At 42.6% G+C, this 13,001-nt stretch carries 10 protein-coding genes, 2 tRNA genes and 1 riboswitch; of the genes, 9 read left to right on the top strand and 3 right to left on the bottom strand.

Translation table 11 applies throughout. The features are described from left to right. Positions 1-12: 12 nt before the first annotated feature. Positions 13-1,488 (bottom strand): PAS domain-containing sensor histidine kinase, encoded by a 1,476-nt coding sequence (locus CKK33_RS16695; protein ID WP_095705200.1) that lies wholly within the window; start codon positions 1,486-1,488, stop codon positions 13-15. Positions 1,489-1,917: 429 nt separating this feature from the next. On the opposite strand from CKK33_RS16695, the gene CKK33_RS16690 reads away from it, so the two are divergent. From CKK33_RS16690 to CKK33_RS16660, 8 genes are all read left to right on the top strand, one after another. Further along, positions 1,918-2,991, top strand: coding sequence for a cellulase family glycosylhydrolase (locus CKK33_RS16690; protein WP_143822981.1), 1,074 nt, complete (start codon positions 1,918-1,920; stop codon positions 2,989-2,991). Between the two features lie 116 nt (positions 2,992-3,107). Beyond that, a riboswitch (SAM riboswitch) is annotated at positions 3,108-3,217 on the top strand. A 136-nt stretch (positions 3,218-3,353) separates the two neighbouring features. Next, positions 3,354-3,989 (top strand): peroxiredoxin, encoded by a 636-nt coding sequence (locus CKK33_RS16685; protein ID WP_095705199.1) that lies wholly within the window; start codon positions 3,354-3,356, stop codon positions 3,987-3,989. A 13-nt stretch (positions 3,990-4,002) separates the two neighbouring features. Beyond that, positions 4,003-4,076, top strand: a tRNA-Cys gene (locus tag CKK33_RS16680). A gap of 261 nt (positions 4,077-4,337) precedes the next feature. After that, positions 4,338-6,467, top strand: coding sequence for a carbohydrate binding family 9 domain-containing protein (locus CKK33_RS16675; protein ID WP_095705198.1), 2,130 nt, complete (start codon positions 4,338-4,340; stop codon positions 6,465-6,467). Between the two features lie 73 nt (positions 6,468-6,540). Next, positions 6,541-6,611: transfer RNA gene (locus CKK33_RS16670), tRNA-Gln, on the top strand. A 156-nt stretch (positions 6,612-6,767) separates the two neighbouring features. Then, positions 6,768-8,996 (top strand): ATP-binding protein, encoded by a 2,229-nt coding sequence (locus CKK33_RS16665; protein ID WP_095705197.1) that lies wholly within the window; start codon positions 6,768-6,770, stop codon positions 8,994-8,996. 48 nt (positions 8,997-9,044) lie between these two features. Continuing rightward, positions 9,045-9,221 (top strand): hypothetical protein, encoded by a 177-nt coding sequence (locus CKK33_RS19645; RefSeq protein ID WP_198952489.1) that lies wholly within the window; start codon positions 9,045-9,047, stop codon positions 9,219-9,221. 25 nt (positions 9,222-9,246) lie between these two features. Next, complete coding sequence (locus CKK33_RS16660) at positions 9,247-9,567, top strand: phosphoribosylpyrophosphate synthetase (protein WP_095705196.1); 321 nt, start codon at positions 9,247-9,249, stop codon at positions 9,565-9,567. A gap of 154 nt (positions 9,568-9,721) precedes the next feature. Here CKK33_RS16660 and CKK33_RS16655 read toward each other — a convergent pair whose 3' ends face one another. Both CKK33_RS16655 and CKK33_RS16650 read right to left on the bottom strand, forming a co-directional pair. Continuing rightward, complete coding sequence (locus tag CKK33_RS16655; RefSeq protein WP_095705195.1) at positions 9,722-9,967, bottom strand: hypothetical protein; 246 nt, start codon at positions 9,965-9,967, stop codon at positions 9,722-9,724. Positions 9,968-10,267: 300 nt separating this feature from the next. Further along, entirely contained in the window at positions 10,268-11,512 is a 1,245-nt protein-coding gene (locus CKK33_RS16650) for a cystathionine gamma-synthase family protein (RefSeq protein WP_095705194.1), read from the bottom strand. A gap of 160 nt (positions 11,513-11,672) precedes the next feature. Here CKK33_RS16650 and CKK33_RS16645 point away from each other — a divergent pair, with 160 nt between their 5' ends. Beyond that, positions 11,673-12,995: a hypothetical protein gene (locus CKK33_RS16645; protein ID WP_095705193.1), complete on the top strand. Its 1,323-nt coding sequence runs from the start codon at positions 11,673-11,675 to the stop codon at positions 12,993-12,995. The last annotated feature ends 6 nt before the right edge of the window (positions 12,996-13,001 follow it).

Raw genomic sequence — 13,001 nt, 5'->3', positions numbered from 1 at the left:
TAATGCGATTTACTATACCAGCTTAATGGTAAATTTTGTGCCAACATTTACAGCACTCTCCACGGTGATGTATCCGCCAAGTGCTTCAACCTGGTTGCGGGTCATGAAAAGACCAATGCCTTTGGCATCAGGGTTAGTATGGAAGGTTTTATACATACCAAATAACTGGTTGCCATACCGTTCAAGATCAATGCCCACACCATTATCTTCAAAAGCCATAAATACTTCGCTACCGGCTTTGTAAGTGGTAATGTTGATAACCGGGGTGCGGTCGGGGTGGCGGTATTTAATGGCGTTGGTAAGCAGGTTTTGCAAAATACTTTCAAGATAGGCCGGTATGTAATTCACCGTAGGGGCATTGTTGAAATTAGTATTGATATGAGCGCCGCTCATTTTTATATCGGCTTGCAGCGCCGATACAACGTTAGTAAAGATATCAGCAAACTCGAGCAACTTGGTGCCATTGGATATTTCGGCCTGCATTTTCACTATCTCATCCAGGTGGCTCATGGTAGCGCTAAGGCTTTGGCTAATGGTTTTGATATGCGAGAATATTTCGGCTCGCTCATGCTCTGCAGGCGTTTCTTCAAACAGGTCAACCATAAATTTCAGGTTACCGGCATGTGAACGTAGGTTGTGCGATACGATGTAAGCAAAGTTCTGCAGGCGTTTGTTCTGATCATCGAGCAGGTTGATAGATGATTGCATGGTAATCCCACGCTTCTTGATACTATCAATGTTCTGAAATATACCCCTCAAATATTTTGAGCGCCCATACTCATCAATTACGGGTATGCCCTTACATTTTACCCATATGATATTTTCTTTGGCCGTTTTAAATTGGAGTTCAATATCATAAGGAATACAGTGCTGCAGGGCATCATCTATTGCCTTTTTTATAACCGGCTCATGTTGCGGTAAAAAGTAACTCAGTAATTCGTCAACGGATAGAGGTAAGGAAGGATTAAGCTCATAAATGTCGTATATCTCCCGGCTTAACTCCAGTTCCATTGTCCGGCAGTCTATCTGCCAGTAACCCATTTTGGCAATGCGGCCTATCTCGGCAAACTTAGTTTCGTTTTCAACCGCTTTTAATTCGGCGGTTTTAGCCTCGCTAATGTTGATCAGAATGCCATAAATAAACCGGCCGGTTTCGGTAATATATTGTTTGGTAGTATTTTGAAACCACTGGTAACCTTTATGTTTGGTGAGCAGCCGGATGTGTGCAGAATTTTCCACACTGTTGCTTGTCAGCAACGTGGTTTTTAAAAACGTCTGCCTGTCTTCGTAGTATAGCAGGTAATCAAAAAAAACACTGTACGAACACTCAATATCGTTTTTTTGATATCCTAAGGCCTGGTAAAAGCCTGTAGACCACCATACTTCACGCGTATCAATGTTATAACGCCATATGCTTACACCCGTATCTGCAAAATGTGCAATATGAGCTGCGTTCTCACCAGAAAATTGTTGTACTTCTGAACTCATTTACACTTCAACAGAAAAAATTACTTTGCCTATCTAAACTAAGGTACCTATTATAAATAATGTGCCAACCTGTGCTAAAAATGGCCTTTACAACCTAAAGTTGACATAAATGACAGGCGGTATTTAACAGAATGAAAAAATTTTATTTGTTAATTATTTGAGCCATTTTGCATGGTCAACCATACATTAAACTGCTAACCAACAGGATTAGTATACGGTGCTTTACGGTTAATGGTTATTTTTTTCGCGCAAAAATAAATTATAGGTAGAAGATTATCAACGCTTTCGTTGTTTTTAGTAGTTCTGCAGATTGCACATTACTTACTTGTAACACACATATTGCGGATACTCTTATACACACATGCTTGCCAACCCTTTTTGTGTGATTAAGCGGTTTTTTATATGTTTACATTATCCAATATAAAACCTATGAAAAGTATATGCTGCAAAGTAGCGGCACTCAGCCTGCTTACTTTAGTTGTTTCGTTCAATGCTTCCGCGCAAAAAAAAGTATCCGGAAAGATATGGTCGGCGGAGAAAGCCAACAAGTGGTATGCCGGATACAAATGGATGAGCGGTGCCGATTTTATACCCAGCACAGCCATTAATCAGTTAGAGATGTGGCAGGCTGATACCTTTGATGCCACTACCATTGACAGGGAGCTTGGATATGCAGAAGGTATTGGGTTTAATACTATGCGCGTATTTTTATATAGCCTGGTATGGCAGCAGGATAAGACAGGCTTTAAAAAACGCATTAATCAGTATTTGGCCATTGCTGACAAGCATCACATTAAAACCATGTTTGTGTTTTTTGACGACTGCTGGAACGCCGGCGCCAAAATTGGTAAGCAGCCTACACCTAAAACAGGTATACACAACTCGGGCTGGCTGCAGGATCCGGGCAACCGGCTCGGAAAACCCGGTCAGGAAGCTATGCTTGAGGCTTATGTTACCGATATCCTCAATACTTTTAAAAATGATAAGCGCATACTTTTATGGGATTTATATAACGAACCTGGAAATTCAAATAAAAAAGAAGCGTCGATGGATCTGCTGGTAAAGGTGTTTGGCTGGGCAAGAGCGGTAAATCCATCGCAGCCCCTTTCGGCAGGGTTGTGGGACTGGAGTTTTGAGAAGCTGAACACTTACCAGGCCTTAAACTCAGATGTGATCACTTATCATGATTATACCGAAGAACCATCACACCGTAAAACCATACAATTACTAAAAACTCACGGCAAGCCGCTTATTTGCACCGAGTATATGGCACGTACCAGGGGCAGCCGATTTGAAACCGTTATGCCTATGCTAAAAAAAGAAAATGTTGGTGCGCTTAACTGGGGATTTGTAATGGGTAAAACCAATACCATTTATGCCTGGGACAACCCTATCCCTGATGGCAGCGAACCCAAGGAGTGGTTTCATGATATTTTCCGGAAGGATGGCACAGCCTACAAACCTGAGGAAGTTGAAATTATTAAGAAGCTAAATGGTAAATGATTTGCCAGTAATAAAATTTATTTTACTGTAGATCAATCAAATAAAAAATAATTTATAAAGTCTATAGGATTAATAGTTTTTATATCTACATTTGCAATGTAATTGTTCTTTAAACATACTTATCCAGAAAGACCGAGGGAAAGGCCCTGCGAAGTCTTAGCAACCTGTATCTCCAAGGTAAAAGGTGCTAATTCCTGCTTTGTTTAATTGCAAAGACAGATAAGCTGATTTAAACAATGCATACTTTGCATGATCGCGCCAGAGCAAAAGTTTCTCTCTCTTATTCCGGATAATTTTAATAAATGTTGATAAGGCTATTGATGATAGTTTATCACATCAAGTTAAAAAATAAAATTTAAAATATGAGCTTACGAATTGGCGACGATGCCCCAAATTTTAAGGCACAAACATCACAAGGCGAAATTGACCTGTATGAATACCTGGGCGATGGCTGGGGTGTATTATTTTCTCACCCGGCAGATTATACACCGGTATGTACAACCGAACTGGGCAAAACCGCGGCCCTGAAAGATGAGTTCGCGAAGCGCAATGTAAAAGTGCTGGCTTTAAGTACGGATAACGTGGAATCGCACAAAGGCTGGATCAACGATATCAACGAAACCCAGCATGTGGAGGTAACTTTCCCGATCATTGGCGACGAAGACCGCAAAATATCCGAGGCTTATGACATGATACATCCTAATGCCTCACTTACAGCAACGGTGCGTTCACTGTTCATTATCGGGCCTGATAAAAAGATCAAATTGATTATCAGCTATCCGGCTTCAACCGGGCGAAATTTTCAGGAGATACTACGTGTTATTGACTCATTGCAGTTAACAGCCTACCACAGCGTAGCCACGCCTGCCGATTGGAAGGATGGAGAGGATGTAGTAGTACTACCATCTATAAAAACTGAAGACATACCGGCCAAGTTCCCTAAAGGCTTTACCGAAGTAAAACCTTATTTGCGTACAACGCCGCAGCCTAACAAATAAGGCTAAGATTTAAAGCCGCGTGGCCGAGAGGATAGGTATGGGTCTGCAAAACCTTTCACGGTAGTTCGAATCTACCCGCGGCGTCCAGAGGAATCATCAACTGCTAACTATAACAAAAGTAATGGGCCTATGGCCCTTTGCTATTTTATGGCCTTTTCTTATCGCCTTTAAAACGGTTAATGTAACAATCATCAATATGCTTTTAAAAGAATTAATCTATCATCAGTTAATTTAGCAGCATATGTAGTATAATTGTGTATCCCCTGCACAATTACGGTATTATCTCACATTAACATACCATACCCATTGGCCAAATTTAAACCTTTACTCTTAGGGCTATGCCTAAGCATGCTTGTTAGCGCAGTGTTAGCACAAAAAAAGAATGCCGATTACCGTTTGCATATCCGCCATGCGCAATCTTCCATAAAAATTGACGGCATACTTAACGAGAACGATTGGCTTTTGGCTGATAGTGCCGACAGGTTTTACATGGTTTTACCAATGGATACCAGCTATGCTAACCTCAAAACGGTTGTAAGGCTTACTTATGATAACAACAACCTTTACGTATCCGCGGTTTGTTATACGCCAAGCCCCGGCTATATGGTCGAATCGTTAAAGCGCGATTTTGCCTTTCTTAAAAACGACAATTTCATCTTTTTTATGGACCCTTTTGACGCCCGTACAGATGGGTTCACATTCGGTGCCAATGCGGTAGGCGCACAATGGGACGGTATTATGTACGAGGGTAGTAAAGTTGACCTGAGCTGGGATAATAAATGGTACTCTACAGTAAAAAATTATCCCGACAGGTGGGTTTTTGAGGCGGCAATCCCTTTTAAAAGTATCCGCTACAAAAAAGGGATAAAAGAATGGGGTATCAACTTTAGCCGTAATGACCTCAAAAGTACTGAGAAATCGAGCTGGGCGCCAGTACCAAGGCAGTTCCCTACAGCAGCGCTTGCCTACACAGGCACAATTGTATGGGATGAAGCCCCTCCCGTAGCTACGCATAACATATCTATTATACCTTATGCACTGGCGGGTGTCACTAAAGATTTTGAGCACAATAAAGATGCTGTTTGGCGAAAAGAAATAGGTGGCGATGTAAAGGTAGGCCTTACCTCGTCGCTCAACCTGGACCTAACCGTAAACCCCGATTTTTCGCAGGTTGATGTAGATCAGCAGGTGATCAATTTAAACCGCTATGAGCTTTTCTTTCCGGAGAAGAGGCAGTTCTTTCTGGAGAACGGCGACCTCTTTGCCAACTTCGGTTATGCGGATATCCGCCCGTTTTTCTCGCGAAGGGTAGGTCTAAATGCTCCGATTAGAGCGGGGGCAAGGCTTACAGGCAAAATTGACAAGAACTGGCGCATAGGAGTAATGGATATACAAACCGGGCAATCTTCAGCAGATAACGTGGCTGGGCAAAACTTTGGCGTGGTTACCCTGCAGCGGCGTGTATTTTCACGCTCCAATATCGCCTTAATGTTTGTTAATAAAGATGCCACCGGTAGCGCGCCGACGGCCGGGAGCACAGGGCTTGCCTATAACCGTAACGTGGGTGCGGAGTTTAACCTGGCCTCGTCAAATAACATATGGACGGGGAAGCTGCTCGGGCTTAAATCATTCACCCCGGGCGTTTCCGGGCATGATTATGTGCAGGCGGCCAATATCCAATACCTCAGCAAATACTGGACACTCGCGCTTCAGCAGCAATACGTAGGCCGTAACTACAACGCGGAAGTAGGTTATGTGCCCAGGAAGGGATACAATAAGCTCAACCCTTTACTTCAACATAATTTTTTACCTAAAAGCGGTATTATACTCTCACATGGCCCGCAAATAAGCGGTACTTATTTTTTTGATGAGGCTTTTAATCCTACCGATTACGAAACCATATTAAGTTATTTAATCACATTTCGTAACCGCAGTACTTTAACCGTATCAGGGCTTGATGATTATGTAAAACTGCTGCAGCCCTATGATCCAACCAATACCGGTAAGGTTAAGCTGCCTGTAGGTTTTAAAAATCACTGGCAAACCATTGATATACAATACGCTTCAAAGCCGCAAAGCGTGTTTACTTACCTGGTTGAGGCTGCCCGCGGCGGGTATTATGATAATGGTACTAAAAACACCCTGATAGGACAGGTGGGTTACCGCTTTCAGCCGTATGTTAATTTGCTGGTTAACGCCTCTTATAACGATCTGCACTTGCCACAGCCATATGGACACAGTACCTTCTGGCTTATTGGGCCGCGTGCCGATGTTACTTTTACCAATACATTATACTTTACCACTTTTGTGCAATACAACCAGCAGGCAAATAACTTAAACATTAACAGCAGGTTGCAATGGCGATATAAGCCCGCTTCAGATCTGTTTATAGTTTATGGCGATAATTCCATACCGTCACCATTTACAATCAAAAACAGGCAATTCACTATTAAGTGGACTTATTGGTGTAACATTTAGCACATAATTTCTTAATAAAATGCTTGATAGAATTTGTTAAATAGCTAAATTTGCGCCGTAGAAATACCGATAATCTCCTGTAGTGTAACGGTAGCACACCAGACTCTGACTCTGTTCGTAGTGGTTCGAATCCATTCAGGAGATCTCTTACTTTTCCGATACTTCCTGGCTCAGCCAACGCGCAACTATTCAAGTTGTAAAAATTACGTTTTTCCTTAACAAAGCGTATAAAATTTTGTTAACGCTTATATATTCACTCTCCTGATACTTTTATCAGTTACTTAATTGTTGGTCATACAGATGCATCATAATAAACCGGTAAGCTCTGAAGAGCAGGTTAAAGCAATAGCAGATACGGCACCTATTATGGTATTAATGCTGGATAAGGATAGTGGCGCTGTGTATGCTAACACCGCGTGGCTAAGGTTTACCGGCCGTACAATTGAGCAGGAAACCAGTGAACAATGGTTTAAAGGGATCCATCAGGCTGATCTGGACTTATGTTTGCAAACCTTAAAAAAAGCGGCATTTCAGCAAAGTAGTTTTAAAATAAGTTTCAGGCTTAAAAACGGTAATCACAACTATCATTGGGTGGTTTGCAACGGCGCAACCCGGCTTAATGCAACTGGGGAGTTTGATGGATTTGTTTGTTGGTGCCAGGATATTGATAACGTAATGCTTGCTAACCATCAGGAAAGCGAGCAACAGGCAATTGTATCAGGCCAAAACGAAGATATTTTAAGTAAAGAGTTGCTTTCTGCCAACGAAGAGTTACTTACAACTAACGAGGAGCTGGCTACTACCAACAAAGCATTGCACTTGACTCAGTTAAAACTTGCTAATTTAAATGATGAGCTGGAAGAAAAAGTACGTTTGCGTACAACAGCACTTGAAGAAAGTGAGCACGAACAACAGACGCTTAATGAAGAACTGGTAGCCACTAATGAGGAACTCGCAGCTACTAACGAGGAGCTGGCAACAACCAATGAGGAATTATTAAGTAGCCAGCGCCGTTTGGAAAAGTTGCTGGAAGAGCTAAAGGAGTCGGAACATCGCACGCGCAGCTTAATTGAAAGCGCGCCGTTACCGATTGCAGTGTACAAGGGGCGGGAAATGAAGATCGTATTGGCTAACCAATCCATCATTGATATTTGGGGCAAGGGGAACGATGTATTTAGCCATACCTATCATTCTTTACTGCCCGAATTGGGCAACCAGGCTATTTATGACCAGTTGGATGAGGTTTATACCACCGGCAAAGCTTTCCATGCCAGGAACCAGCGCGTTGATATTGTAGTGGATAACGTACTGCAGCCCTTTTATTTTAACTACAGCTTTGTACCCATTTTTGACACTAAAGGCGAAATTTATGGTATAATGAATACCGGCGCCGAGGTTACCGATCTGGTACGGGCAAAACAGCAGGTAGAGCAAAGCGAAAAAAACCTACAAAACATTATCCTGCAGGCGCCTGTAGCTATGTGCATATTAATGGGACCCAAACATACTGTTATGGTGGCCAATGATATGATGATTGAATTTTGGGGAAAAGAGAGCGCCGCAATATTAGATAAACCATTATTTGAAGTTTTGCCCGAAGCCAGGGAGCAAGGACTGGAACAAATAATGGCTGATGTTTTTCACCGGGGCGAAACATTTGAAGCCGTTGAAATGCCGGTTTCATTATATAGGGGCAGCCAGAATGGTGTTATTTATCAAAACGTGGTTTACGAACCCTACTGCGACAATACCGGCAAGGTGATAGGTATAATTGCTATTACTACTGATGCCACCGAACAGGTACTGGCCCGCCAAAAACTGGAGCAAAGCCTTGATGAGGTTCAGAAGTTACAAAGGCAAAAGGATGACTTTATTGGTATAGCGAGTCATGAACTCAAAACGCCGCTTACCTCACTTTCAGCACTGATACAAGTGCTTACTGTTAAACTGCGCGATACCACAGACCCTTTTGTTAATGGAGCTCTCGCGAAAGCCAATATCCAGATCAGGAAGATGACTAATCTCATCAATGGTTTCTTAAACATTTCAAGGCTCGAATCTGGCAAGATACATATTGAAAAACAACACTTTCGCCTTAATCAACTCTTACATGAGATGGCCGAGGAAATACAGATCACTACGCATAGTCATACTATTCATGTACATGACCATGAGCCGGTTGATGTGTTTGCAGATAAAGATAAGGTAGGTTCGGTATTAACCAATTTGCTAAGCAATGCGGTTAAGTATTCGCCCAAAGGTAAGAGCATAAGTGTAAGCTATGTTAAAAAGGACCATTATGTGGAAGTAAGCATTCATGACGAGGGGATGGGGATAACTGAACAGGACCTGGATAAATTGTTTGACCGTTACTACAGGGTCGAGTCCAGTTACACCAAAAATATATCGGGCTTTGGTATAGGGTTATATCTCAGCGCAGAAATTATTAAACAACATGGCGGCCGAATATGGGTGCAAAGTAAAAGCGGAGAGGGTTCAACCTTTTATTTTACCCTGCCGCTTAATTAAGTCAAACTATCTTTCATAAAATGATGTTGGTAATGTAAATGTTAGTTTATGAATAAATTTTTCCGCGCTATTATTGCCGCCTGGGGAGCCAAGAAACTGGGTGGTGGGTGCTTATCAACCATTGTTATTTTTATTATTATCTATACACTTTTAGGTAAATGCGATAATAAATCACGCGCAAGCGTACCTTTACCTAACAAACCACAAGTAACGGTTTGCAGATAAGAGAAACAGCTAACACTATTTTTGTATGAAACCTATGACAACCGTATCTGAAGTAATCAATAACCTCAGAGAAAAAGGATATACCGAAGATTTTAACCTGCATGAAAATTGCCTGCAATGTGCCGGGAACCAACTGCAATTGCACCCGGAAGATTTTGTTGTAGATAAGCATTACCGGTTTGAGGGCGACTCTAACCCTGATGATGAGGCTATTGTTTACGCCATATCATCTGATAAATACAAAATGAAAGGAGTACTGGTTAACGGCTATGGTATCTCAGCCGATCCGGTTGCCGATGAGATGATAAAAGCGCTGGCAGAAAAGCCGGGAACGGAACAGATATAATTAATCCAAACCATGTCATTTCAAACGAGCGTTAGCGAGGAGAAATCTTCTTCATCGCAAGTAGAGGGTTTCTCCTCGTTCCTCGTTCGAAATGACATTATTGTTTACGCCTACGTCTTTGCGAGCGATAGCATGCCAAAACGTGAAGGAGGAACTATCCCAACCAATCAATCTTCTCTTCGATCTTATCAGCTATTAAATGTACCAGTTTATTATCTAATTGGGCTGGGTTTTGGCACACAGATAGTGTTTCATGGTCATCGGGATTAAAGCTTAACAGGAATTTGTCGTCTTGATATACCTCAATTTTGCAGCGTTGGTGACTGTGATGCAGGTATTCCTTGACCTCCAATGCTAAGTTCTGCTTGTTGTATTTAATGTCGAGATTGAATTTTTCCATGGCATCTTGGATTTACAAATAAACGAACTGGAAACATTATTGTTCAAAAGTGTAGTAATCATTGCCGTTGGCTTCAGCCAACGGACCACCAGAAAAGCAAATGGCCCCAGCCAAACCAATTAAGATTCAGGCTGAAGCCATCTTTATATTTATTATTCCGTCGGCTTAAGCCGACGGCAATGAGTTTTTCGAGTCCACACTCGCTCTTACATACTGATAAAGATTGATGCTCTTAACACTATTAAAATACAGCATCATTGCCGTTGGCTTCAGCCAACGGACCATCAGAAAAGCAATAAGTTAAGAAATAGCTTCAAATGCTTTCTTAAAGTCGTTAAGCAGGTCTTCGCGATCTTCAATACCAACAGATAAACGGATCATGCCTTCCGGTATGCCCATTTCGGCGCGGCGTTCAGGCCCCAACTCAAAGAATATGGTTTGGGCAACCGGGATAGACAGCGTGCGTGTATCACCCAGGTTACTGCTTTTTATCACCACTTCTAAATTATTAAGGAAAGCAAAAACATCTATACCATCTTTCAAAGCAAAGCTCATCAAACCACCATGCAGGCGAAACAATTTCTTCGATAACTCATGCTGCGGGTGACTCTCTAAACCTGGGTAGTATACCTTGTCAACCAATGGATGCTGATCCAGATATTGAGCCAAGGCCAGGGCATTACCACATGAACGCTCTAAACGTAGTGCAAGGGTTTCAGCACCTACAGACAGGTTGTGTGCAGCTTCGGGTGCAAGGGTGCCGCCGCCATCGCGCAGGCCGCGTTTTCGTATCTGGGTAATACCTAAAAGTTCTGGTTTTATTTGCTGGCGCAGCACTTCTGCAATGCCGGGGTAGTTGGCCCAATTGTACAGGCCGGTATCTGTTACCGCTCCGCCAAGCGCATTACCATGGCCACCAATGTATTTAGTTAATGAGTTTACCACCAATGATGCCTTTACATCATAAGGCGTAAAAATATACGGCGAGGTCATGGTGTTATCTACTACATATATCAGGCCTTTTTCCTCACAAAGATCACCTATCGCTTGCAGGTCTGCAATTTGGGTGGCCGGGTTGGCAATGGTTTCAACAAACACCATGCAGGTGTTAGGCCTGCAGGCAGCCTTTACGTTTTCAACATCGGTAGCATCAACAAAGCTGATATCTAATCCCATTTCGGTAAAGGTGGTAAGTACACTGCGGCTGTTCCCAAACAAAAAAGAACTGGCAACAATATGGCTACCCTCTTTTACCAGCGCGAAAACCGTTGCCATAATGGCGGCCATACCGGTAGAAAAACTTACAGTAGCTATACCTTTCTCCATCATGGTGATTTTGCTTTCCAGCGCGGCGGTAGTTGGGTTTCCCTGGCGCGAATAGGCAAAACCTTTGGCCTTGTTCTGAAAAACGTTCACCAGGTCCTGCACATCATCAAAGCCCCAGGTTACAGCGGTATGTATGGGTTGATGCAGCGCGCCAAATTCCGGCTTACGTAAGCGGTCGGCATGAAGCAGGGTGGTGGTAAATCCTTTTTGTTTAGTCATGACTATTAGAACAGTAGATAATATTTCGCAATGATAGGTTATCTGGGGCTTAAATGCAATCTTAATACATAAACCTGATATTCAGATGAGGTGGCCAACCATTTAATCCTGCCTTTTAAAAGGATTTGCGTACCTTGCGGCCTCATTACAAAGCTGCCGTATGAAGAAATTGTTGTTACTGGTGCCCGTGTTGTTTGTACTATCATGCAAGCAAAGAGCATCAGACAGTGTGGAAGGTAAAAAACTGAATAAGTTAGCTCAGCAATATGTAACCCTTGGCTTAACTATAGGCCAGTACGACAAAGACTTTGTAGATGCTTACTACGGCCCGGACTCGCTTAAACCCAAAGAACTTACTGAGAAAATTAATAAAGACGACTTTCCGCGCGATAGTATACTGGCATCCATTAACGAGTTAATGAATAATGTTAAAATTGCCGGTGATGATGCCAAGATAGACTCCAACCGCATACGTGCCCGCTGGATATACAACCAGTTGCTGGCTTTTAACCGAAGGGTAAGAATATTTGCAGGAGAAACACGGTCTTTTGACGAAGAATCGAGAGAGCTTTTTGGCGTTGCAGCCCCGGCCTACGGCGAAGAGAACTTTAAAGCCGAACTGGACAAGTTGGACAGTATGTTGCCCGGTAAAGGAAATATCAATGACCGGTTCCAGAAGCTGGCCAACAAATTCATCATTCCGAAAGATAAAATAGAAATGGTGATGAAAGCCGCTATTGCCGAAGCGCGTAAACGCACGGTAACCCACTTTAAACTGCCTGTCGGCGAAAGCTTAACGCTTGAGTTGGTAAACAACAAACCCTGGAACGGCTATAACTGGTATAAAGGCAATTATAAAAGTGATGTACAGATCAATACGGATATTAAGATATTTATTGACAGGGCCATTGATGTAGGCAGCCACGAAAGCTATCCTGGCCACCACGTGTATAATATGTTGCTGGAGAAAAACCTGTATCACGACAGGGGTTGGGTGGAGATATCTTTATATCCTTTGTTTAGCCCGCAATCGCTGATTGCGGAAGGCAGCGCAAACTTTGGTATCGAAATGGCTTTTCCGGGAGATGAAAAAGTGAAATTTGCCAAGAATGTGTTACTGCCTATGGCCGGACTGGATACTGCAGGCGCTGATACTTATTTTAAAGCACTGGTGATAAAAGGCCGCCTGAACTATGCCCGTAACGAGGCCGCGAGGGACCTGATCAATGATACCATGAGCGAAAGTAAGGCACGTAGCTACCTGCGTAAATACTGTTTAATGAACGATGAAACCGCCGATAAGTCGATAGACTTTATTAAAAAATACCGCAGTTATGTGATCAATTATAACTATGGCCAGGACCTGGTTAGAGATTATATTGAACGTAATGGAGGTAAAGTGAGCAATTCTCAAAAACGTTGGGAACTGTTTGGGCAACTGTTAAGCAACCCGGTTAACCCTGCCGATCTGGTAAAGAAATAAACGAGT

Origin of the sequence: Mucilaginibacter sp. MD40 (assembly GCF_002288635.1) — a bacterium.
GTDB lineage: Bacteria > Bacteroidota > Bacteroidia > Sphingobacteriales > Sphingobacteriaceae > Mucilaginibacter.
The sequence above is the reverse complement of the archived record's forward strand: the minus strand, read 5'-3'. Positions and strand labels throughout refer to the sequence as shown.

Bases quoted from the DNA above. Each gene is read 5' to 3' on its own strand.
- CKK33_RS16695 (WP_095705200.1), bottom strand. From the start codon at position 1,488: ATGAGTTCAGAAGTACAACAATTTTCTGGTGAGAACGCAGCTCATATT.
- CKK33_RS16690 (WP_143822981.1), top strand. From the start codon at position 1,918: ATGAAAAGTATATGCTGCAAAGTAGCGGCACTCAGCCTGCTTACTTTA.
- CKK33_RS16685 (WP_095705199.1), top strand. From the start codon at position 3,354: ATGAGCTTACGAATTGGCGACGATGCCCCAAATTTTAAGGCACAAACA.
- CKK33_RS16675 (WP_095705198.1), top strand. From the start codon at position 4,338: ATGCTTGTTAGCGCAGTGTTAGCACAAAAAAAGAATGCCGATTACCGT.
- CKK33_RS16665 (WP_095705197.1), top strand. From the start codon at position 6,768: ATGCATCATAATAAACCGGTAAGCTCTGAAGAGCAGGTTAAAGCAATA.
- CKK33_RS19645 (WP_198952489.1), top strand. From the start codon at position 9,045: ATGAATAAATTTTTCCGCGCTATTATTGCCGCCTGGGGAGCCAAGAAA.
- CKK33_RS16660 (WP_095705196.1), top strand. From the start codon at position 9,247: ATGAAACCTATGACAACCGTATCTGAAGTAATCAATAACCTCAGAGAA.
- CKK33_RS16655 (WP_095705195.1), bottom strand. From the start codon at position 9,967: ATGGAAAAATTCAATCTCGACATTAAATACAACAAGCAGAACTTAGCA.
- CKK33_RS16650 (WP_095705194.1), bottom strand. From the start codon at position 11,512: ATGACTAAACAAAAAGGATTTACCACCACCCTGCTTCATGCCGACCGC.
- CKK33_RS16645 (WP_095705193.1), top strand. From the start codon at position 11,673: ATGAAGAAATTGTTGTTACTGGTGCCCGTGTTGTTTGTACTATCATGC.